The organism is Sphingomonas bacterium (assembly GCF_903644055.1).
Classification (GTDB): domain Bacteria; phylum Pseudomonadota; class Alphaproteobacteria; order Sphingomonadales; family Sphingomonadaceae; genus Sphingomonas_I.
On record NZ_CAHJXD010000036.1, the window covers coordinates 1 to 20,110 of the forward strand.

At 66.2% G+C, this 20,110-nt stretch carries 23 protein-coding genes and 1 pseudogene; 11 read left to right on the top strand and 13 right to left on the bottom strand.

Going from position 1 to position 20,110, the window contains the following annotated elements; all coding sequences use genetic code 11:
• From HUU94_RS01485 to HUU94_RS01505, 5 genes and pseudogenes are all read right to left on the bottom strand, one after another.
• A pseudogene (locus tag HUU94_RS01485) lies at positions 1-471 on the bottom strand (hypothetical protein); the annotation flags it as partial.
• On the bottom strand, positions 472-894 hold the full coding sequence (locus tag HUU94_RS01490; protein WP_174273358.1) for a 23S rRNA (pseudouridine(1915)-N(3))-methyltransferase RlmH: 423 nt from the start codon (positions 892-894) through the stop codon (positions 472-474).
• A gap of 55 nt (positions 895-949) precedes the next feature.
• Complete coding sequence (gene rsfS / locus HUU94_RS01495; protein WP_174273359.1) at positions 950-1,372, bottom strand: ribosome silencing factor; 423 nt, start codon at positions 1,370-1,372, stop codon at positions 950-952.
• Positions 1,372-2,052: a nicotinate-nucleotide adenylyltransferase gene (locus tag HUU94_RS01500; RefSeq protein WP_174273360.1), complete on the bottom strand. Its 681-nt coding sequence runs from the start codon at positions 2,050-2,052 to the stop codon at positions 1,372-1,374. The genes rsfS and HUU94_RS01500 overlap by 1 nt, the downstream gene beginning before the upstream one ends.
• Entirely contained in the window at positions 2,016-3,284 is a 1,269-nt protein-coding gene (locus HUU94_RS01505) for a glutamate-5-semialdehyde dehydrogenase (RefSeq protein ID WP_174273361.1), read from the bottom strand. Before HUU94_RS01505 ends, HUU94_RS01500 begins: the two co-directional genes overlap by 37 nt.
• Positions 3,285-3,619: 335 nt before the next feature.
• Between HUU94_RS01505 and HUU94_RS01510 the strand changes: the two genes are divergently transcribed.
• From HUU94_RS01510 to HUU94_RS01525, 4 genes are all read left to right on the top strand, one after another.
• On the top strand, positions 3,620-3,823 hold the full coding sequence (locus HUU94_RS01510) for a PspC domain-containing protein (protein WP_174273362.1): 204 nt from the start codon (positions 3,620-3,622) through the stop codon (positions 3,821-3,823).
• Between the two features lie 102 nt (positions 3,824-3,925).
• Positions 3,926-4,915, top strand: a complete 990-nt coding sequence (locus HUU94_RS01515) for an EAL domain-containing protein (RefSeq protein WP_174273363.1) — start codon at positions 3,926-3,928, stop codon at positions 4,913-4,915.
• A gap of 158 nt (positions 4,916-5,073) precedes the next feature.
• A complete protein-coding gene (locus tag HUU94_RS01520) occupies positions 5,074-7,635 on the top strand; it encodes an ATP-binding protein (RefSeq protein WP_174273364.1) in 2,562 nt (853 codons plus the stop codon).
• Positions 7,636-7,657: 22 nt separating this feature from the next.
• Positions 7,658-8,044 (top strand): response regulator, encoded by a 387-nt coding sequence (locus tag HUU94_RS01525; RefSeq protein WP_174273365.1) that lies wholly within the window; start codon positions 7,658-7,660, stop codon positions 8,042-8,044.
• A 43-nt stretch (positions 8,045-8,087) separates the two neighbouring features.
• Here HUU94_RS01525 and HUU94_RS01530 read toward each other — a convergent pair whose 3' ends face one another.
• The 3 genes from HUU94_RS01530 to HUU94_RS01540 are packed head-to-tail and all read right to left on the bottom strand — an operon-like array spanning position 8,088 to position 9,034.
• Positions 8,088-8,540: a nucleoside deaminase gene (locus HUU94_RS01530; RefSeq protein WP_174273366.1), complete on the bottom strand. Its 453-nt coding sequence runs from the start codon at positions 8,538-8,540 to the stop codon at positions 8,088-8,090.
• A gap of 33 nt (positions 8,541-8,573) precedes the next feature.
• Positions 8,574-8,774, bottom strand: coding sequence for a YqaE/Pmp3 family membrane protein (locus HUU94_RS01535; RefSeq protein ID WP_174273367.1), 201 nt, complete (start codon positions 8,772-8,774; stop codon positions 8,574-8,576).
• Positions 8,771-9,034 carry a hypothetical protein gene (locus HUU94_RS01540; protein WP_174273368.1) on the bottom strand — a complete coding sequence of 88 codons (264 nt, stop codon included), beginning with the start codon at positions 9,032-9,034 and terminating at the stop codon, positions 8,771-8,773. Before HUU94_RS01540 ends, HUU94_RS01535 begins: the two co-directional genes overlap by 4 nt.
• Before the next feature lie 152 nt (positions 9,035-9,186).
• Here HUU94_RS01540 and rpmB point away from each other — a divergent pair, with 152 nt between their 5' ends.
• Both rpmB and HUU94_RS01550 read left to right on the top strand, forming a co-directional pair.
• Positions 9,187-9,474 carry a 50S ribosomal protein L28 gene (gene rpmB, locus HUU94_RS01545; RefSeq protein WP_174273369.1) on the top strand — a complete coding sequence of 96 codons (288 nt, stop codon included), beginning with the start codon at positions 9,187-9,189 and terminating at the stop codon, positions 9,472-9,474.
• A 159-nt stretch (positions 9,475-9,633) separates the two neighbouring features.
• The gene (locus HUU94_RS01550; RefSeq protein ID WP_174273384.1) at positions 9,634-9,960 is read left to right on the top strand and encodes a glycine zipper 2TM domain-containing protein; all 327 of its coding nucleotides are present in this window, start codon (positions 9,634-9,636) and stop codon (positions 9,958-9,960) included.
• Positions 9,961-9,962: 2 nt separating this feature from the next.
• On the opposite strand, the gene cobT is transcribed toward HUU94_RS01550, so the two are convergent.
• The 5 genes from cobT to HUU94_RS01575 form a co-directional block, all read right to left on the bottom strand.
• Positions 9,963-11,792, bottom strand: coding sequence for a cobaltochelatase subunit CobT (gene cobT, locus HUU94_RS01555; protein ID WP_174273370.1), 1,830 nt, complete (start codon positions 11,790-11,792; stop codon positions 9,963-9,965).
• Positions 11,792-12,178, bottom strand: a complete 387-nt coding sequence (locus tag HUU94_RS01560; RefSeq protein ID WP_174273371.1) for a type II toxin-antitoxin system VapC family toxin — start codon at positions 12,176-12,178, stop codon at positions 11,792-11,794. The genes cobT and HUU94_RS01560 overlap by 1 nt, the downstream gene beginning before the upstream one ends.
• Before the next feature lie 9 nt (positions 12,179-12,187).
• Entirely contained in the window at positions 12,188-12,478 is a 291-nt protein-coding gene (locus HUU94_RS01565; RefSeq protein WP_174273372.1) for a type II toxin-antitoxin system Phd/YefM family antitoxin, read from the bottom strand.
• A 48-nt stretch (positions 12,479-12,526) separates the two neighbouring features.
• Entirely contained in the window at positions 12,527-13,531 is a 1,005-nt protein-coding gene (gene cobS, locus HUU94_RS01570) for a cobaltochelatase subunit CobS (protein ID WP_174273373.1), read from the bottom strand.
• An 86-nt stretch (positions 13,532-13,617) separates the two neighbouring features.
• On the bottom strand, positions 13,618-14,289 hold the full coding sequence (locus HUU94_RS01575) for a winged helix-turn-helix transcriptional regulator (RefSeq protein ID WP_174273374.1): 672 nt from the start codon (positions 14,287-14,289) through the stop codon (positions 13,618-13,620).
• A 114-nt stretch (positions 14,290-14,403) separates the two neighbouring features.
• Here HUU94_RS01575 and HUU94_RS01580 point away from each other — a divergent pair, with 114 nt between their 5' ends.
• From HUU94_RS01580 to HUU94_RS01600, 5 genes are all read left to right on the top strand, one after another.
• Positions 14,404-14,841, top strand: coding sequence for a VOC family protein (locus HUU94_RS01580; RefSeq protein WP_174273375.1), 438 nt, complete (start codon positions 14,404-14,406; stop codon positions 14,839-14,841).
• A 107-nt stretch (positions 14,842-14,948) separates the two neighbouring features.
• Entirely contained in the window at positions 14,949-15,095 is a 147-nt protein-coding gene (locus tag HUU94_RS01585) for a hypothetical protein (RefSeq protein WP_174273376.1), read from the top strand.
• A 58-nt stretch (positions 15,096-15,153) separates the two neighbouring features.
• Positions 15,154-16,140, top strand: a complete 987-nt coding sequence (locus HUU94_RS01590; protein WP_174273377.1) for a S66 peptidase family protein — start codon at positions 15,154-15,156, stop codon at positions 16,138-16,140.
• Positions 16,141-16,195: 55 nt separating this feature from the next.
• Positions 16,196-18,307 carry a penicillin acylase family protein gene (locus tag HUU94_RS01595; RefSeq protein WP_174273378.1) on the top strand — a complete coding sequence of 704 codons (2,112 nt, stop codon included), beginning with the start codon at positions 16,196-16,198 and terminating at the stop codon, positions 18,305-18,307.
• A gap of 42 nt (positions 18,308-18,349) precedes the next feature.
• Positions 18,350-20,008, top strand: coding sequence for a M20/M25/M40 family metallo-hydrolase (locus HUU94_RS01600; protein WP_174273379.1), 1,659 nt, complete (start codon positions 18,350-18,352; stop codon positions 20,006-20,008).
• The last annotated feature ends 102 nt before the right edge of the window (positions 20,009-20,110 follow it).

Here is a 20,110-nt window from a genome sequence, read left to right on the forward strand (position 1 = left end):
GACGCGGCCCGTGCCGGGTGCGACGAGCGGGGCGCCGGGCGGCGGGGCGATCGTAAGGCCGCGCGCGCCGATGCCGCGATCGTCGATCGTCCCGAAGCGGGTGACGACCTGCCCCGTGGCGGGCAGCCGATAGAATGCGTCGGCACGCGCCGGCGTGACGACATCGCCCAGAGCGCGCCCGGCGCGGGGGATGGCGAGGTCGGCGGGCGCGAGTCCCGCGCGCGACAGGCGTTCGCTGGCGGTCATCTGCGCCGCCAGACGCGTGGCGCGAAGCCGAAGCCGTGATCGCATGGCGTCCAGCAGGATCTGGCGATGCGCGGCCTCGCTCCAGCTATGCGGGGTCAGCAGCGTCGCGAGCGTCGGCTGGCGCGACAGCCGCACCGCCGCCGCGGTCAGCCGCGCCATCTGCGCGCGCTCGCCCGGCGCGTCGGGCGCCGCTATCGCCGCCGCCAGCACCACGAGCGCGATCATTCAGCCCTCACGATGATAGGGATGGTTCGCGAGGATGCTCGTCGCGCGCCACAATTGTTCGGCGAGCATCGCGCGGGCGAGCAGGTGCGGCCAGGTCATCGCGCCGAAGCCGAGGATCAGGTCGGCGCCTGCGCGATCGGCGTCGCCGAAGCCGTCGGCGGCCCCGATCAGGAAGCGCGCCTCGCGCATCCCGTCATCACGCCAGCGGCCCAATCGCTGCGCGAACGGCAGCGAGCCGAGCGGGGCACCCTTCTCATCGAGCAGGATCGTGACGCAGGGTGACAGCGGTGGCGGGATGCGGCCGCCCTGGTCGGGCAGCTCGGTGATCCGCGTCGGCCACGCGATCCGCGCCAGATAGCGATCGACCAGATCGGCCTCCGGGCCGCGCCCGATGCGCCCGCGCGCGACGATGTGGAGCAGCACGGGTCAGACTCTGCCCGCTTCGACGAACGCACCCACTGGGAGGGATGGCACGCCGTCAGGCGAAGCCCGCCGCCTCGCGCGCGGGCACCGCGACCGGCCCGTCGCCGAACGCCCACATCCGCTCCAGATTGTAGAAGGTGCGCACTTCCGGTCGGAAGAGATGGACGATCACGTCGTTGGCGTCGATCAGCACCCAGTCGGCGGTCGGCATGCCCTCGATCCGCGGGCTGTGCCCAGTGAGCGCCTTGATCTTCTCGGCAAGCTTCATCGCCATCGAGCCGACCTGACGGCTCGAGCGCCCCGAGGCAACGACCATATAATCGGCGATCGAGGATTTTCCGGCGAGCGGGATCGAGACTGTCTCGATCGCCTGATCGTCGTCGAGCGAGGCCAGGATGAGCCGGTGCAGCGCTTCGGCTGCCTCTTGTCCGGGGGCCGGATCGGGCGCGGGTGCGGGAGTCGCGGCAATGGCGGGCATTATCCTCCGTGGGGGAGCGGCCGGCGCGTGAGGCGATCACGCGGAGCCTTGGGTGTGAGGGATGAATCCCAATCGGGAAGGGCGGCGCGGAGCCGCGTCGCGGAAGTCGGGTCGGGGCGGAAGTGCAGCAGCACGAGCGCCGGCGTTCTCCACTGCGTCCAGCATCTGCTCTGGCTCACGGGCCGGACGAAGCGCCGAAGCCATCCCATCGCTTTCGCATGCTGGGCACGGCCATCATAGTGCGGACGCGCGATCACCGCAATCGGCATCGTCCGCGCGATCCGCCGCCAATCGCGCCAGCGATCGAACTGGACGAGATTGTCCGCGCCCATGATCCAGATGAAGCGCCGGTCGGGATAGCGCCGCGCGAGCAGGCGCAGCGTATCGGCGGTGTAGCGCGTGCCTAGCCGCGCCTCGATCGCGGTGGGAACGATCCGCGTGCGCCGCGCCATACGTTCGGCCGAGGCGAGGCGCGCCGGCAGCGGCGCCATGCCGTCGGCGGGCTTCAGCGGATTGCCCGGCGACACCAGCCACCACAGTTCGTCCAGCCCCAGCGCCTCGATCGCGGACAGGCTGATGTGGCGATGGCCGGCGTGCGCGGGGTTGAACGATCCGCCGAGAATGCCGGTCGGCCGCCTGCGCTTCAAGCGCGCACCTGCCCCGTGCCGCGCACCAGCCATTTATAGGTGGTCAGCCCTTCGAGCGCGACGGGGCCGCGCGCGTGGAGCCGCCCGGTCGAGATGCCGATCTCGGCGCCTAGCCCGAACTCGCCGCCGTCGGCGAACTGGGTCGAGGCGTTCCACATCACGATCGCCGAATCGACCTCGGCGAGGAAGCGCTCGGCGGTTAAGGCATCCTCGGTGACGATCGCATCGGTATGGTGCGATCCGTGCGCGGCGATATGGGCCAGCGCTTGATCGATGCCGTCGACGAGGCGCACCGCGATGATCGCGTCGAGATATTCGGTATCCCAGTCGGCATCGTCGGCCGGCGTCGCGCGCGGCTCGATCGCGTTGACGTCCTCGGCGCCGCGCAGCACGCAGCCCGCGTCGGCGAGCCCGGCGAGCAACGCCGCCGTCCCGGAATAGGCGCGATCGATCAGCAGCGTCTCCGCAGCACCGCATACGCCCGTCCGCCGCATCTTGGCGTTGATCGACAGCGGCACCGCCCTGGCGGGATCGGCGGCGCGATCGACGTAGACGTGATTGTTGCCGTCGAGATGCGCGAGCACGGGGACCCGCGCCTCCTCCTGCACGCGCGCGACCAGCGCCTTGCCGCCGCGCGGGATGATTACGTCGATCAGCCCCGCCGCGCCGAGCATCGCGCCGACGGCGGCGCGATCGGCGATCGGCACGAGCTGGATCGCATCCTCGGGCAAGCCGGCGCGCGCGAGCCCCGCTTCGAGGCAGGCGTGGATCGCGTGATTGCTCTCGCGCGCTTCCGATCCACCGCGCAGGATCACGGCATTGCCCGCCATCAGCGCCAGCGCGCCGGCATCGGCGGTGACGTTCGGGCGGCTTTCGTAGATGATGCCGATCACCCCCAGCGGCACGCGCACGCGCGACAGGCGCAGGCCGTTGGGGCGCACCGCCTCGTCGATCACCGCGCCGACCGGATCGGCGAGCCCCGCCACCGCGTCGAGGCCGTCGGCGACGCTCGCGATCCGCGCCTCGTCCAGCTTGAGCCGATCGAGCATCGCCGGCGACAGCCCGCGTTCCGTGCCCTGCGCCATATCGCGCGCGTTGGCCTCCAGCAGGGCGGGGACGCCGCTCCGCATTTCCTCGGCGGCGAAACGCAGCGCGGCGGCCTTGGCCCCGGTCGGGGTGCGGGCCAGCACGCGCGCGGCCGCACCGGCGCGCAGCGCCATCGTGCGGATCAGATCATCGGGGGCGATGGCGAGAGCTTTGGTCATTCGCGCACGATAGCAGCCGCATCGTCGGCGCGCATCTCCATCGGCCGAATATCCCACGCCGCCAGTTGGCATTGGATGCCAAATATTGGCGCGGCATGCTGCCGACATTGCGGCTCTGCGCCAAAATCCTCTCTCGACGCGGTTTGGCACGGTCGATGCAATCACCTTGGCATCCCCGCGAAGTGGTTTCGCGGGCACATCGAGGAGCATGAAATGTACACGACCACTTCGCTTGGAACCCAGATCGGCGCGGGCCTGCTCGCCTTCGTGGTGAGCGCCACCTGCATCCTGTTCGCCACCACCCCCTTTCACTTCGCATGATGGAAGAGCGCACCATGGATCGCATGACTTCCACCGCGCAGGCTCCTGATAGCCGCGACAATCTCTTCGGGGTTTGCGCGGAAATCGGCGCGACGATCGGCATCAACCCGCTCTGGATCCGGATCGGCTTCCTGCTCGCGGTGCTGGCGCTGTCGTTCAAGCTGACCATCGTCGCCTATTGCGTCGCGGCGATTGCCTTCAAACTGGCGAAGCGCTGATCCGCGCTTCGCCACCCCTTTTCCGCCGCAACTATTTGCTTGTTCATCAGACCAGGGCTCGTAATTAAGAACTTATTCACAGCCTGTGGACAAATCACCCGCGTGCCCGTTCTCTTACTCTTGTCAGTCTCTGCTTTCGCGCTGGTCACCGGATTGGCGGCGGGGCTGCGACTCGGCAGAGGATTTCGAAGGGCCGAGGTATCGGAAGATGCGGGGTCGCTCCCGCCGATCCCGCCGACCTGGGAGGACGGCCTCGCCGGCGATCTCGATGCCGCGGTATCGCGGGGCCAGCTTTTTCTGGTTCATCAGCCCAAGACGCATGCGCGCACCGGCGAAGTCGTCGGCATGGAGGCGCTGGTGCGCTGGCTCCATCCCGAGCATGGGCTGATCGGCCCCAACGATTTCATCCATATCGCCGAAGCGCGCGGCGAGATCCGCCGGATCACCGAATGGGTGGTGCGCCAGGCGTTGATGGAGCAGCGCAGCCTGGCGATATGCGGGCATCCGCTGGCATGCAGCGTCAACATCTCCGCCTGTTTGCTCGCCGATCGTGATTTCGGCGCGTGGCTGCTGGAGACGGTGCGCGATGCCAGCGCTCCGTTCGGGCTCGAGATCACCGAAACCGCGATGATCGCCGATTCCGAACGCGCGCTCGCCAATTTGCACAGTTTCGCCAAAGCGGGTCTGCGGATCGCGATCGACGATTATGGCGCCGGGCTTTCCAGCCTGGCCTATCTCAAGCAGCTTCCGGCGCATGAGCTCAAGATCGATCGCATGTTCGTCCAGGGGCTCTCCTCGAGCCATCGCGACCCCCTGCTGGTTCGCTCGACGATCGATCTCGCGCATGCGCTGGGCATGGAGGTCACCGCCGAGGGCGTCGAATCGCCCGCCGCGATGGCATTGCTGCGCGTTATGGGCTGCGATCACATGCAGGGCTATCTGATCTCCAAGCCCCTGCGGCTGGGTGAGCTTCGCGCCTTCCTCGATCTGCGCGGCGATCGGGGCATTCCGATGGAAAACATCACCTTTCCCTGGAGATCGGTCGACGGTAAAGATTGGATCAGACGCCGTGCGGCAGGAGATAAGGAATAACGTCGTCAATTAAGTTTTTTTTAAGTTTTCCTCTTTACCATCCAAATCGGTTCAGGTAGCTCCTGGGGCGTCGGCAGCGTGTGCCTTCGGCTCAAGGAGATGTGTGATGGGCGTCGTTCCCTGGTAATAACCCCAATTTAAAGTTGTTTGGTCGTCTGATGAAGCAGCTTTTTAGATTTGTTAGCTTCAACTCTAAAGGCAAGTATTCGCTGACGCGATTTAAACTTGTCTTTCATCCTTTGAGCTTGAAGATAGCTATTCTTAGCAATCTCTTAGCCTTAGTACATACTTTGGCTGGAGTGATATTCGCGTTCGCTCTTATTAGCAGTCCGGCTTTTTCCGCCGCGGGGGAACTGGCAAGGCCGGATATGGCTCTTGCCAAAGCTCAAACTGATTTAATGGCAAATCCCGCTGCTGCTTTGCGCAGAGCGGTGGACGTTGAACAAAGCCTAAAAAGATCTCCAGCATCGCCTCAGAAAACAATGCTTCTTGCCCGAAGCGCTTGGATCCAAGGGGCCGCAGACGTCGGGCTCAACAGACCGGCGCAAGCGGTTGCTGCTTTAAACCGTGGTCTTGACGGCGGGATCAAATCTATAGCCCCTAAGTCAAAATTGGTTGCAGACCTGCACATGGCCCGTGCAGCAGCTTTTCCGTTGATCGGGAATATACCAAGTGCGTTGAGAGAACTGCGTACTGCCTATAACACTTACAGTGCTATTGGCGATCCCCGCGGCCAAGCGATCGCTCTCCAAAATCTCGGACTTACATTTTTCTATGCGCGAGATTATGCGCGTGCGCTACATTACTTCGATCTATCTCTTGAAGCTGATCGAAACGACTCTTCCATTGAAGTCGCAACTCTCAGCAATCGTGGACAAACTTTACAAAGACAGGGAAATTCGAAGGCGGCAGAAGTCGAGTTTGACAAGGCTATTTTGCTGGCACGCAAGATGCAAAGTCCGTTGCTGGAAGCCCGCTTCCTGACGATGCTCGCGGACGCTCAGCTCCGAAGCGGTGCGCTTGATGCTGCCGACATGACCATCGCCCGGGGATTTGCGATGTCGCCTCCCGGCAGTGGCGAGGATTGGAAGCCTGCGCTCTTCCGGGTCGCGGCGAGCGCGGCTTTGCAGCGTGGTCACGATCGGCAAGCGGCCCAGTTCATCGACAGGGCGCTGGCTATCAAGACGACATCCTCCGCCCTGCTCCGCGATGAGCATGAGACGGCCTACGCCGTCTACAAGGCGCGTGGTGATGAGTCTCGCGCGCTCCGGCACCTCGAGCAGTTCAAGAAGCTCGATGACGAGGCGCGCAACGTCGCGGCCTCGACAAGCGCCGCGCTGATGGCCGCGCAGTTCGATTATGCCAACCAGAACCTCAAGATCGCCGAGCTTAAGCGTGGCGAGGCGACGCGCGATGCGGTGATCGCGCGCAACCGGCAGCAGATGCTGCTCGGGCTGCTGGCGGCGACCGGCGTGCTCATCCTGCTGCTGTTGACCATGCAGGTCTCGATCCGCCGCAGCCGCGATCGCGTGCGCGCGGCCAATGACGATCTCAGCACCGCCAATAGCGATCTCGAGCGGGCGCTCGCGGCGCGCACCGAATTCCTCGCGATGACCAGCCATGAAATCCGCACCCCGCTCAACGGCATTCTCGGCATGACTCAGGTGCTGCTTGCCGATCGCGCGCTGGAGCGCGGGGTGCGCAGCAAGATCGAACTGGTGCATGGCGCGGGCGAGACGATGCGCGCTCTGGTCGATGACCTGCTGGACATCGCCAAGGTCACGACCGGCGAATTGACGATCCACAAGGCGCCGATGGACCTGCCCGCGCTGCTGACCGAAACGGTACGGGTATGGGAAAGCCGGGCGCAGGCGCAGGGCCTGACCGTCGAGCTGGACCTGCTCGATCTCCCCGATCGCATCTTCGAGGATGAGGTCCGGCTCCGCCAGATCATGTTCAACCTGCTGTCCAACGCGATCAAGTTTACCGATCAGGGCATCGTGCGCGTCATTGCGCGGATCGTGCCCGGCGTTGCTAATCAGGCCGAAGCCGAGTCGCTGACGATCGCGGTCGTCGATTCGGGCATCGGCATCCCGCCCGATCGGCTGGAGGAGATCTTCGAATCTTTTTGCCAGGTCGATGGCGGCACGACGCGGCGGCATGGCGGAACGGGGCTCGGCCTCGCGATCTGCCGCAACCTCGCGCAGGCGATGGGCGGCACGGTCACCGTGTCCAGCGTCCTCGGGGCGGGCGCTACGTTCACGCTCGTTCTGCCGCTCGTGCGCGTCGCCGGGGAGCATGCGCGCAAGCCTAGGTCCGTCACGGGCCCGGCGTCGCTGGCCGAAGCGCGCGTGCTGCTGATCGAAGCCAATCCGCTCACGCAGAGCATCCTGCGCGCGCTGCTCGCTCCGCAGACCGCGGCGTTCGCCACCGTCGCGACGCCCGAGGAGGCGTGCGGCGCGCTCGAATCGGGCGATATCGATTTGCTGCTCGCCGATTCGGGGGCGTTGGAAATGCGGATCGATGCCATCGCCGATCTGGTCCCGCGCGCCGCGCGCACCGTGCTGCTCTGGCGTCAGCCCGACGACGATATCCGCGCGGCGGCGGCGCGTCTGGGCGTCAGCCGGATTTTAGCGACTCCGTTGACGCCTCCGGAGCTAGTCGCGCTGCTCGGGGACCTCTATGCCCACGCCGAGCGACCCGAGGAGATGGCGGCGTGACCAGGGTTGCAGGAAATGGGGTGTGAACATCCTGTTCGTCGAGGATGATGCGATGAACCGCCGCGTCGTCCGCGATATGCTGACGGTCGCCGGCGCCAATATGGACGAAGCCACGGACGCCGAAACCGGGCTGCGGATGATCGACGAACGCGAATATGACATCGTGCTGATGGATTTGCGCATGCCGGGGATGGACGGCCTGACCGCGATCCGCCTGCTGCGCGCGCGCCCCGATTCCAAGGCGTCGGTTCCCGTGATCGTCGTCACCGCCGATACCGCGCTCGATATCTGCCAGAGCTGCGTCGATCAGGGCGCCGATGAGGTGATCCTGAAACCCGTGGCGATGAACAAATTGTTCGATGCCATCGGCCGGCTGATCGCGCGCGGCGCGCAACCGATCCTGAACTGATCCCTGCCCGCTTCGATCGGTGGCCCCCGCAATCGTTCCAAAGCTACCGGCGTTTGGCAAAGAAGGCGCGAAGCTGGACGGCGGCTTCCTCGGCGCCGATCCCGGGATAGATTTCGGGACGATGGTGGCAGGTTGGCTGGGTGAACAGCCGCGGCCCGTGCTCGACGGCGCCGCCCTTGGGATCGGCGGCGGCATAATAGACGCGCGCGAGCCGCGCATGCGCGATCGCACCCGCGCACATCGCGCATGGCTCAAGCGTCACCCAAAGATCGCAGCCGTCGAGTCGCGGTTGATCGAGTAAGGCCGCCGCCGCGCGGATCGCCACGATTTCGGCATGTGCGGTAGGATCGCTTGCGGAGCGCATCGCATTCGCGGACGTCGCCAGCACCGCGCCGTCGCGCGTCACGACAGCACCGACCGGCACTTCGCCGGCGGCCGCAGCGCGGGCTGCGAGATCGAGCGCAAGGCGCATCGGGGCGGGCAAGGGAAAAGCCATGCCCGCTTCTACCACGCGATCACACGCGGCGCGTCAGCCGCGCGGCAGGATTTCCGGCCGGAGCATTACGAGCAGTGCGAACACCACGCCCGGCAACCAGCCGACGAGGGTCAGCAGCACCGTCACCCAGAAGGCCGTGCCGATCCCGCGCACGAGGAACGTGCCGAGCGGCGGCAGCAGCAGCGCCGCGATCAGCGCGACGATCCCCGGCCGCGCGATCGCGCCCTCGCTCATTCCGGCTTCTTGACGGCGATCGTCGGCACCGCGACCTCGGTCTTCTTGGTATCGACGCTGACCTTGGGGACCTCGACGGTCTGGTTCTTGGTGCCGACGTCGATGCTGCCGACGTCCGCGCCGACCTTGGGGAGCGATCCGCCGGATACGGCGACCTGCGGCAGGCTGCCCGAGCGGCCATGAAGGTCGACGAAGCCCGTCGCGACCGCGATGATCGCGATGACGACGACGATCGCCAAGATGGTTATGACAGCGCGCATATTATCCTCCATTGAGCCCTGAGCGCCCCAACGACCCTCGCCCGAGGAAGTTGCACAGCCGATACGATCTCAAGCTTTGCCTTGACCCGCAGGGATGCTGTCGTTATCGGCGCGCTCTTTCCGCACACAGCGAAATTCGGGATTAGAAGCGCATGGCGCGTATTTGCGAACTGACCGGCAAGGGCCGGCAGGTGGGTCACAATGTTTCCCACGCCAACAACAAGACCAAGCGGACCTTTCTGCCCAACTTGCAGAACGTCACGCTGATTTCGGACGCGCTTGGCAAGGGCGTGCGGCTGCGCGTTTCGACGCACGGCCTTCGGTCGGTCGAGCATGTCGGCGGTCTGGACAATTGGCTGAAGAAGACCTCGGTCGAAAATCTCTCGCTGCGCGCGCGTCGCCTGAAGCGCGAGATCGAAAAGTCGCAACTCGCCGCCTGAACGGTCTCTCTTCCGGCTGCGGACAGAAACGGGTAACGCCGACCTGAACCGCCGCTAACCGCGTCATTCAGCTTTCCCTCACGCAAAAGGCCGCATACCGATTCGGTGGCGGCTTGTCCGTCACCCGGCTGGTCGGGCCGCGTGTGAGGAGAGTGCGTGATGCGTGGGCGAGCAAGGCTGATCCTGGGCGCCGCCATCGTCGCGCTGCTCGCCCCCGCCGCCGACGCGCAGCGCTGGCGTGATCGCGGCCCCCCACCCTCCGCATATGGCGCGCCCTATGGCTATGACCGGCCGCGCGACGGTCGTCAGTATGATCGCCGCCGGTATCGCCGTTGCGACAAAGGAACCGGCGGCACGATCCTGGGAGCGATCGCGGGCGGCTTGCTGGGCAACGGCATCGCCGGGCGCGGCGATCGCGGCGTCGGTACGATCGTCGGCGCCGGAGTCGGCGCGCTCGCCGGACGCGAGATCGATCGCGGCTGCTGAGCCTATTCGGCTTCGAACAAGGCCGCGAGCTGCTCGACCATCGTCCCGCCGAGCTGTTCGGCATCCATGATCGTCACCGCGCGGCTGTAATAGCGCGTCACGTCATGCCCGATGCCGATCGCCGCGAGCTCGACCGGCGAGCGCGTCTCGATCCAGCCGATCACCTGGCGCAGATGTTTCTCGAGATAGCTGCCCGAGTTGACCGACAGCGTCGAATCGTCGACCGGCGCGCCATCGGAGATCACCATCAGCAGCTTGCGCTCCTCGGGCCGGACGATCAGCCGGCTATGCGCCCATAGCAGCGCCTCCCCGTCGATATTCTCCTTGAGCAGCCCCTCTCGCATCATCAGGCCGAGGTTGCGGCGCGCGCGGCGATAGGGCTCGTCGGCGCGCTTGTAGACGATGTGGCGGAGGTCGTTGAGGCGGCCGGGCGCGGCGGGGCGCCCCGCCTGCAACCAGGCCTCGCGCGACTGCCCCCCCTTCCAGGCGCGTGTCGTGAAGCCCAGAATTTCGACGCGGACTCCGCAGCGCTCCAGCGTGCGCGCCAGGATGTCCGCCGAGATCGCTGCGATCGAGATCGGCCGCCCGCGCATCGATCCCGAATTGTCGAGCAGCAGGGTCACCACCGTATCGCGGAACTCGGTCTCGCGCTCGATCTTGTAGGAGAGCGAGTGCGCGGGGCTGACCACCACGCGCGCCAGCCGCGCGGCATCGAGCAGCCCTTCCTCCTGATCGAACTCCCAGCTCCGGCTCTGCTGTGCCATCAGCCGCCGCTGGAGACGGTTGGCGAGCTTGGTGACCGCGCCCTGGAGGTGCGTGAGCTGCTGGTCGAGATAGGCGCGGAGGCGGTTGAGCTCCTCCTCGTCGCACAATTCCTTGGCCTCGATCACCTCGTCGAAGCGCTCGATATAGGCCTTATAGTCGATCGTGCCGGGCATCTCGGCGGGCGGACGATTGGGGCGGACGGGCAGCATGCCCTCGCCGCCTTCCTCGCCGAGCTCGCCCTCGCCGTCGAACTCGCTGTCTTCCTGTTGCGTTTCCTCGCCCTGCTCGGAGCCTTGCTCGCTCTGCTCGCTGCGCGCTTCCATCTGAGCGTCCGAATCGCCGCCGGCCTCGTCCTGCTCGGATTCGTCCTGATCCTTGCTCTGCTCCTGATCCTCGCCTTCGCCTTCGCTGCCGTCCTCGGGCTCGGTCGGCTCGGGCTGCGCCTCGACCAGATCGAGATCCTGGAGCAGGTTCCCCGCGAGCCTGGCGAAGGTCGCCTGATCGTCGAGCGCCATCGCCAGCGCATCGAGATCACCGCCGCCCTTCTCCTCGATCCAGTCGCGCACCAGCGACAGGCCGGGCTGCGTGATCGCCGGGGAATGTTCGCCCGAGAGGCGTTCACGTAGCAGCAATCCGATCGCCGTGCCCAGCGGCACCTCGGCCTGCGTGCGCGCGCGGACCAGGGGATCGGCCTTGATTCGGGTTTCCAGCGCACGCGCCAGGTTGGCGCGCACGCCCGCCATCCCGCGCGATCCCAGCGCCTCGACCCGCGCCTGCTCGACCGCATCGAACACCGATCGCGCCACCGCTTCCGGCGGCGCGAAGCGCTCGTGAAGCGCCTTGTTGTGATGCCGCTCGCGCAGCGCGAAGCCATCGGCGAAACCGCGCGCCTCGGCGACCTGATCGGCGGGCAGGTTGCGCCCCGGCATCGGCACGCGGAGCTGCTTGAACGAGGCGGACGGCGCCTCGGCGGTAAAGGATACCTCCAGCTCCGGCTCATGCGCCATCGCGCGCGCAGCGCCGGCGAGCACCGCTCGGAAGGCGTCAAGCGGCGTCTGCTCCGCCATTACCAGAGCACCGCACAGCCGAACGCGGCGAAGCAGGGATCGCGACTTAGCATGGTGAGGCCGCCGAGGAGCGCCTGTGCCGCCAGAACGCGATCGAAGGGATCACGATGCGGACCGGGCAGCAGACCGCCGGCCCGCGCATGCGCCGGCTCGATGGCCAGATGCGAGAAGCCGTCATTCCCCACATTCGATGGATATTCCGAGATCGCCTTCGCCATATTCGGCAACTTGCCCAGCCGAACCTTGATGGCAATCTCCAACCCGCTCACCGCACTCACAAAGATCGGCTCTGCGCGACGGTTCATCAAACGTGCCGCGCTTTCCCCGAGCCTGGGATCTTCTTCCCACCACCAGATCAGGGCGTGGGTATCGAGCAGATAGGCCATGCCGCTTCGTCAGATGATGTTCGAATATTTTCCTTCCCAAGCTTCAAGCTCGTCATCGGGAAGCGGATCGAACCAAACCGAGTCGGGAATGTCGCCCAACAGGCCTTTGTAGCGGCCCGGCTGACGCGGCGGCAGATGCTGGCCGGATGCCTCGACGGTGATCGGCACCAGTTTGGCGACCGGCTTACCCGCCTTGGCGATCACGATCTCTTCGCCACGCTGTGCGCGTTCGAGCAGGCGGGAGAAATTGGTCTTTGCATCGTGGACATTGACATAGGGGAGCTTCGTCGGCGCGTTCATCAATCGGCTCCTTCCGGATGACTAACTTAGTCCACCTCCCGGTTTTGCTCAAGCCTTGCCGACGATGCTCTCGGGTAGATCCTTGCCGAACACGCGCTGGTAATATTCGGCGACCAGCGAGCGTTCGGCCTCGTCGCACTTGTTGAGGAAGGACAGGCGGAAGGCGAAGCCGATATCGTTGAAGATCAGCATATTCTGCGCCCAAGAGATCACGGTGCGCGGGCTCATCACGGTCGATATGTCACCCGCCATGAAGCCCTGCCGCGTCAGTTCGGCCACCTTGACCATATTCTCCACGGTCTTCTTGCCCTCCGGCTTGTCATATTCGCCCGATTTGGCGAGCACGATCCGCGCCTCGGTCGCGGCGGGCAGATAGTTGAGCGTCACGACGATGTTCCAGCGATCCATCTGGCCCTGGTTGATCTGCTGGGTGCCATGATAGAGGCCGGTGGTATCGCCGAGGCCGACGGTGTTGGCGGTGGCGAACAGGCGGAACCAGGGGTTGGGCCGGATCACCCTGTTCTGATCGAGCAGGGTGAGCTTGCCCTCGGCCTCCAGCACGCGCTGGATCACGAACATCACGTCGGGGCGGCCGGCATCATATTCGTCGAACACCAATGCCGAGGGGGTCTGGAGCGCCCAGGGGAGCAGGCCCTCGCGAAATTCGGTGATCTGCTGGCCGTCGCGCAGCACGATCGCGTCGCGGCCCACCAGGTCGATGCGGCTGATGTGCGCATCGAGGTTGATCCGGATCGTCGGCCAGTTGAGCCGCGCGGCGACCTGCTCGATATGGCTCGACTTGCCCGTGCCGTGATAGCCCTGAATCATCACGCGGCGGTTGAACGCAAAGCCCGCGCAGATCGCCAGCGTGGTATCGGGATCGAACACGTAGGCGGGATCGAGATCGGGGACGCGCTCGTCGGCCTCCGAGAAGCCGGGCACTTCCATGTCGCTGTCGATACCGAAGGCGTCGCGCACCTTGACCACCCTATCCGGCGCGGCGAGCACGGTGGCATCGCGGCTGTCGGGCTGGACGTTGGGGATATCGGTCATGGCGGTCCTCGGGCGTTCGGCTCCGCGGAAAAGAACGGCTCGCGGCGCGGAACGTGCCTAGGCAGCCTGCGCGGCCGCCGCAATGCTCAAGCGATTTTCGGCGGCAGCGGAAACAGCGTCATGAAGCGTTCGGCGAGCGCGCGATCGCCTTCGATGCGGAGCGCGCCCCCGGCCTCGAGATCGGCCAGCGGCACGCCGCCGTAGACCGCCGCCGCGATCGTGCCGGCTTCCTCGGTCGCGAAGCGCAGCGCCGCATCATCGGCTTCGGCGCGGACGACGTCGAGCGCGCCATCATGGAGATGGGCAGCGAAAGGATCGGGTCCGATGCGAAAGCCGATCCGCGCGTCGATCCCGCGCGTGCGGGTGGGATCGAGCATCGTGCGGAACGACATCATCAGCGAGGCGCCGCTCAGGGGCAGCCGCGGATCATGCAGCGGAGAGCGCACCGCCCAGCGGCCCAGCGCGGCCATCGCCGCCTCGCTCTCCCGGCCCCAGTCCGTCAGCGCATAGACCTGTACCGACGCTGGCGGCGGCAGCTTGCGCCGTTCGAGGATGCCGGCTCGCTCCATCCCTTCGAGCCGCTGGGTCAGCACGTTCGCGCTGATGCCCGGCAGCCCGGCGCGCAGTTCGCCGAACCGGCGCGGCCCGAACATGAGCTCGCGCACGATCAGCAGCGACCAGCGCTCGCCGACGAGCTCCAGTGCCAGCGCGGTGCCGCAGGCGTCGTCATACCAGCGCTTTTCGACGGGCTTGGACATATAGATTACTCTTTATAACTTAGTAGTTGCTTTTAATAACCTAGCTGGGCAGAAGACGCAAGTCAGTCGATTCGCTCACCTTGTCCGCGGCGAAGGCCGATCAGGAGATTCGAGATGCCCAAGATGATTTTCGTCAACCTGCCCGTCGCCGACGTCGCAAAGGCGACCGCCTTCTACGAAGCGATCGGCTTCGTACGGAACCCGCAGTTCAGCAACGAGCAGAGCTCGTGCCTGGTGTGGTCCGACGCGATCTACCTCATGGTGCTGGCGCACGATTTCTACCGCACCTTAACCACCAAGCCGATCGCCGACACGCAGGCGACCAGCGCCGCCCTTTTCGCTTTGTCCTTCGACAGCCGCGCCGAAGTCGATGCGATCACCGAGGCCGCTCTGGCCGCGGGCGGGCGCGAGGCGCACGAACCCGAGGACCTGGGCTTCATGTACAGCCGCGCGTTCGAGGATCTCGATGGCAACGGGTTCGGGCCGATGTGGATGGACCCCGCCGCCGCGGCCGCCGGCCCGCCCGAAACCGCCGACGCCCGAGCGGCATGACCGAAGAGCGCGGTCGCGTGCCATCCGCGCGTCGGCAGTTGGCTGCTCGCCATTCACGATATGATGATCCTGCGGCCGCGCTTCGATCCCGATCAGATCGGCCCGCGGTGGAGCTATCACTGCTCGCCGCCGACGGCTATGTCTTGGCGATGAGCGAGGATACCGGATCGACCAGCTTCGGCGAGAAGTTCGCGCAGGCGATCGAGCGCGATCCCCTCAAAGCGGGCGAGGTGCGCCATGCCGGCCGGGCCTGACGCGGGAACGCTATCCAGGCGAACGCTGCTCGCGTCGCTGACATCCGGGGCGGCCGCGATGGCGATGGCGCCGACAGCATTTGCCGGTGCCGCGCCCCTTCGCAAGCCGCCGCGCCTGCGCGAAGGCGACGTCGTCGGGCTGATCGAGCCGGCGAGCGCGATCGACGATCCCTTCGATCTTCGCTTCGTGGAAGAGACGATCAAAGCTATGGGGCTCATCCCCAAGCCGGCCCCACACCTCGGCAGGCGCTACGGCTATCTGGCCGGGGAAGATTCCGATCGGGCGGCCGACATCAACGCGATGTACGCCGACGACAGCGTCAAAGCGGTGTTCGCGGTTCGCGGCGGATGGGGTTGCGCGCGGCTGCTTCCGCATCTCGATTTCAAGACGATCCGCGCCCATCCCAAGCTGCTGATCGGCTTCAGCGACATAACCGCGCTGCATCTCGCGTTCGCGGCGCGCGCGGGCTTCGCCACCATTCACGGCCCGAACGCCTCCAGCGCCTGGGGCAAGCAATCCTGGGAGCCGTTCCGCGCGCTCGTCTTCGACGGCGCCACGCCGACCTACCGCAATCCGGAAAGCCTCGACGATCGGCTCGCGCAGCGCGCCTGGCGGACCCGCGCCATACGCGGCGGCAAGGCGACCGGGCGCTTGCTGGGCGGCAATCTCACCGTGCTGACCGCGCTGGTGGGGACGCCCTTCCTGCCCGACTTCACTGGCGCGATCCTGTTTCTGGAGGATACCGAAGAAGCCGAATATCGGATCGATCGCATGCTGACCCAGCTCGCGCTCGCGGGTATTCTCGGGCGCGTGCGCGGCGTCGTGTTCGGGCAATGCACGAGCTGCGTCTCGGCGGGGCCGTCATATGGCGGCTTCACCCTTTCGGAGGTTTTGCAGCAGCATCTCGAGCCGCTCGGCGTGCCCGTCTTCCAGGGCGGCTTTTTCGGTCATATCGCCAATCAGTTCAGCCTGCCGGAAGGGGTCGAGGCCGAAATGGATGCCGACGCCGGGACGATCCGATTGCTCGAAGCGGCTGTGGCATAGAGGCCGAACGCCTAACGGATGCGGTAGCAAAGCAGAAGGGAACCGGGCAGTGGGCATGCGGATCAAAAGCCTGATCGCGGCGATCGCGCTGATCGAGGCCGCGCCGGTCGTGGCGGCGGGCGGCGGCGAGATTTTGTGGGACACATTCGGGGTGCCCCACGTCTACGCCAAGACCGAAACCGGCATGTTCTACGGCTTCGGCTATGCCCAAGCGCAAGCCCACGCCAATCTGCTGCTCCATATCTACGGCGAATCGCGCGCGCGGGCGGCGGAATATTGGGGTCCGAAATTCGAGGCGTCCGATCGATGGCTGATCGCCAACGGGCAACCGGAGCGCGCGGTCACTTGGTACAAGGCGCAGGCGCCGCAATTCCGCTCCGATCTCGATGCCTTCGCCGCCGGCATCAACGCCTATGTCGCGAGCCACCGGGACAGGATCGATCCCGAAGCGCTGAAAGTCGGAACGATCAGCGGCATCGATGTGATGGCGCACGCGCACCGCGTGATGACCTATCTCTACATCGCATCGGAACAGCGCGTGCTCGGCTCGGCGGGGGCGCCCGGAGAGGGCGACGATCCCGCCACCGCGATCGGCGATAATGACGGATCGAATGCCTGGGCGGTTTCTCCCGCGCGCTCCGCGAGCGGCCACGCGATGCTGCTCGCCAATCCCCATCTGCAATGGGCGCCGAGCTGGCAGACCTATTTCGAGGCCAATCTCACCGCTCCGGGCTTCTCGGTCTACGGCGCCACCCAGGTGGGCCTGCCGGTGCTGCGCTTCGCCTTCACGCGCGACGTGGCCTTCACCAACACGGTCAACACGATCCTGGGCTTCACGCGCTACCGGCTCACGGCGAGCGGCGACGGCTATCTGCTCGACGGCAAGCCGCTGGCGTTTCGCATCGAACATAAAAGCTACAAGGTGCTCCAGCCCGACGGCAGCCTGAAGACCGTCGCCTTCGATCAGAAGTTCGCCGTGCAGGGTCCGGTGTTCGATCTGCCCAACGGCGGCGGCATGATCGCGCTCAGGATCGCCGGACTCGATCGGCCCGGCGCGCTCTCGCAATATTGGGAGATGGGCCACGCGCGCGGCTGGACGGACATGCAGAAGGCGCTCCGCCGGCTCCAGGTGCCGATGTTCAACATCGTCTATGCCGACAAGGACGGCCACATCCTCTACCTCGACAACGGCATCTTGCCGAAACATTCCCAGGGCGGCGATTTCGCGACATGGGCGAAGCCGGTGGCCGGCGATACGTCGGCGACGATATGGCACGACGTGCATGGCTTCGACGATCTTCCCAAGGTCTTCGATCCCCCGTCGGGCTTCGTCCAGAACACCAACGATCCGCCCTGGGTGACGAGCTGGCCGCAGCCCCTCGATCCCAGGGATTTTCCCGCCTATGTGTCGGTCGTCGGGCCGATGAGCCTGCGGTCCCAAATGTCGGTCAAGCTTATGAGCGAAGGGCCGAAGATCGATTTCGACCAGTTCGTCGCCAAAAAGGTCACGACGCGCTCGCTGATGGCCGATCGCTTGCTGCCCGAGCTCATTCCCCTGGCGGAAAACAGCGGCGATCCCGAGCTCAGGGCGGCGGCGGCGTTGCTGAAGAGCTGGGATCATCGTTACGAGCCGGACGCAAAGGCCGCGCTTCTGTTCGAGACCTGGGCGACGATCTTCAGCCCGAAGAGCTTCACGGCGCAGGGCAATTATCGCGAGATCTGGTCGGCCGCGGACCCGATCGCGACGCCGGCCGGCCTGAAGGATCCCCAGGCGGCGGTGGCGATGCTCGGGCAGGCCATCGTCCGAACCCGGCAACTCTATGGCGCGGTCGATCGGCCCTTCGGCACGGTCTCGCGCTTCCATCTGGCCGATACCGATCTCCCCGGCAACGGCGGCTTCGGCGGCACCGGCGTTTTTCGCACGATTACCTGGGGTCCGATGAACGGGGGCGAGCGCACGCCCGTCCATGGCGAGACCTGGGTTTCGATGGTCGAGTTCGGGACGCCCATGAAGGCCGTCGGGCTGATGAGCTACGGCAATTCGAGCCAGCCGGGGTCCAAGCATCGCGGCGACCAGCTCCCCTTCCTCACGAGCAAGACCTTCCGGACCTTGTGGACCGACCGTCCGGAGGTGGAGAAGCATGTCGAGGAGATCACCCGATTTTGAGCATGGACGGTTGGCGTCTCCGGTGGCGTGAGGAACGGCGACATGGTTAAACTTGCTCCGCTCGCGGCGCTGGCGGCATTGGTGCTGGCGCATCGCGGCGTCGCGCAGGATAGCGGGCCGATCGATCCGGCCCGCCTTTCCGAGACGGTTCGCTTGCTCGCCTCCGACGATTTTCAGGGACGTGCGCCCGGCACGGCGGGCGAAGCGAAGACGATCGCTTATCTCGTGGTACGTTTCCAGGCGCTCGGCGTCGCGCCGGGCGGAGAAGGCGGGACCTACCTCCAGGCGGTGCCGCTCGTCCACACGCGCATTGCCGCGCCCGCCGCCATCTCCATCGCGACGCGGCAGGGGATCACGCGGCTCTCCCAATCGCGCGACGTCTATTTCAGCACGGTCCGCGATGTCGACCGGGCGACGATCGCCAAGGCGCCGATGATATTCGTCGGCTACGGCGTTCACGCGCCCGAGCGTGACTGGGACGATTTCAAGGGCGTGGACCTTCACGGCAAGGTCGCGATCTTCCTCGTCAACGATCCCGATTATGGCGCCAGCTCCGGCGATCCCGTCGCCGGCCGCTTCGGCGGCAAGCTGATGACCTATTACGGGCGCTGGACGTACAAATATGAGGAAGCCGCGCGGCGGGGCGCGATCGCCGCGCTGATCGTCCATGAAGCGGCGGGCGCCGGTTACGGCTGGGCGACGGTGATCGCGCCGGGCGGCGAAAATTACGACGTCGTTCGATCGAGCGCGGACGAGCGCGTGCTGTTGCAGGGATGGCTCGACCGGGATGCCGCGCGTTCCTTGTTCGCCAAAGCCGGGCTGGATTTCGAACGATTGCGCGTGGCCGCGCGGAGCCCGGACTTCCGCCCCGTCATGTTGAGCGGCGAGACGCTTTCCGTCGACGTGCCGGTCACGACGACGCATGTCGCGAGCCACAACGTCCTCGCCAAGATCGTCGGCGCCGGCCACCCAGACGAGACGATCCTCTTCGCGGCGCATTGGGATGCTTATGGCACCGGCCCGGCCGATGCGGCGGGGCGCACGGTGCGCGCGGGGGCGGCGGACGATGCGATCGGGGTGGCCGGCGTCCTCGAGCTCGCGCGCGCGTTTGCCGCCGGGCCCAAGCCGGACCGCACCTTGGTCTTCGCGGCATGGAGCGCCGAGGAACGCGGCCTGCTAGGGTCGGAGAGCTATGCGTCGCGGCCGCTCTATCCGCTCACGACGACCGTCGCGGATCTGACGATGGACGTGCTCCAGACCGCCGGGCCGGCCCATGACGTGGTCCTCGTCGGCAACGGCCAGACCGACCTCGAGGATCGTCTCGCCGCCGCCGCCGCGCGGCAGGGCCGGACGATCACGCCGGAGGCGCTGCCCGAACGCGGCCTTTATTATCGCGCCGATCACTTTTCCGTCGCGCGGCGCGGCGTACCCTCGCTGCTGCTGATGGGAATGAGCGGCGGACATGACCTTGTCGCAGGCGGCCGCGCCGCGGGCGATGCCTGGCTCGAAGGCTATATGCAATGCTATCACCAGGCATGCGACGTCTGGCATGCCGACTGGGATTTGCGCGGCGCGGCGCAGGATGTCGCGCTGTATTACGATATCGGCCGCGACCTTGCGAACAGCCGTGCCTGGCCAGGCTGGCGCGCCGGCGCCGAATTCAAGGCGATCCGCGACGCAACCGCCGCAAAACGCAGATAGCCCAGGTCATCATCGCGAGGGCTGTGACGGGTGAACCGGATCGCTACGATCGGTCGTCGCGTGAAATGACGCGCGTTTGCGAAGGCGAGCGTTCGCTAGAAT

Coding starts and splice junctions, on each gene's coding strand:
- HUU94_RS01560 (WP_174273371.1), bottom strand. CDS start 12,178: ATGGCCTATCTGCTCGATACCCACGCCCTGATCTGGTGGTGGGAAGAA.
- HUU94_RS01575 (WP_174273374.1), bottom strand. CDS start 14,289: ATGTCCAAGCCCGTCGAAAAGCGCTGGTATGACGACGCCTGCGGCACC.
- HUU94_RS01590 (WP_174273377.1), top strand. CDS start 15,154: ATGGCGATGGCGCCGACAGCATTTGCCGGTGCCGCGCCCCTTCGCAAG.
- HUU94_RS01535 (WP_174273367.1), bottom strand. CDS start 8,774: ATGAGCGAGGGCGCGATCGCGCGGCCGGGGATCGTCGCGCTGATCGCG.
- HUU94_RS01500 (WP_174273360.1), bottom strand. CDS start 2,052: ATGGCTGGTGCGCGGCACGGGGCAGGTGCGCGCTTGAAGCGCAGGCGG.
- HUU94_RS01565 (WP_174273372.1), bottom strand. CDS start 12,478: ATGAACGCGCCGACGAAGCTCCCCTATGTCAATGTCCACGATGCAAAG.
- cobS (WP_174273373.1), bottom strand. CDS start 13,531: ATGACCGATATCCCCAACGTCCAGCCCGACAGCCGCGATGCCACCGTG.
- HUU94_RS01580 (WP_174273375.1), top strand. CDS start 14,404: ATGCCCAAGATGATTTTCGTCAACCTGCCCGTCGCCGACGTCGCAAAG.
- rpmB (WP_174273369.1), top strand. CDS start 9,187: ATGGCGCGTATTTGCGAACTGACCGGCAAGGGCCGGCAGGTGGGTCAC.
- HUU94_RS01600 (WP_174273379.1), top strand. CDS start 18,350: ATGGTTAAACTTGCTCCGCTCGCGGCGCTGGCGGCATTGGTGCTGGCG.
- HUU94_RS01505 (WP_174273361.1), bottom strand. CDS start 3,284: ATGACCAAAGCTCTCGCCATCGCCCCCGATGATCTGATCCGCACGATG.
- HUU94_RS01550 (WP_174273384.1), top strand. CDS start 9,634: ATGCGTGGGCGAGCAAGGCTGATCCTGGGCGCCGCCATCGTCGCGCTG.
- HUU94_RS01510 (WP_174273362.1), top strand. CDS start 3,620: ATGGATCGCATGACTTCCACCGCGCAGGCTCCTGATAGCCGCGACAAT.
- rsfS (WP_174273359.1), bottom strand. CDS start 1,372: ATGCCCGCCATTGCCGCGACTCCCGCACCCGCGCCCGATCCGGCCCCC.
- HUU94_RS01520 (WP_174273364.1), top strand. CDS start 5,074: ATGAAGCAGCTTTTTAGATTTGTTAGCTTCAACTCTAAAGGCAAGTAT.
- HUU94_RS01595 (WP_174273378.1), top strand. CDS start 16,196: ATGCGGATCAAAAGCCTGATCGCGGCGATCGCGCTGATCGAGGCCGCG.
- HUU94_RS01530 (WP_174273366.1), bottom strand. CDS start 8,540: ATGGCTTTTCCCTTGCCCGCCCCGATGCGCCTTGCGCTCGATCTCGCA.
- HUU94_RS01540 (WP_174273368.1), bottom strand. CDS start 9,034: ATGCGCGCTGTCATAACCATCTTGGCGATCGTCGTCGTCATCGCGATC.
- cobT (WP_174273370.1), bottom strand. CDS start 11,792: ATGGCGGAGCAGACGCCGCTTGACGCCTTCCGAGCGGTGCTCGCCGGC.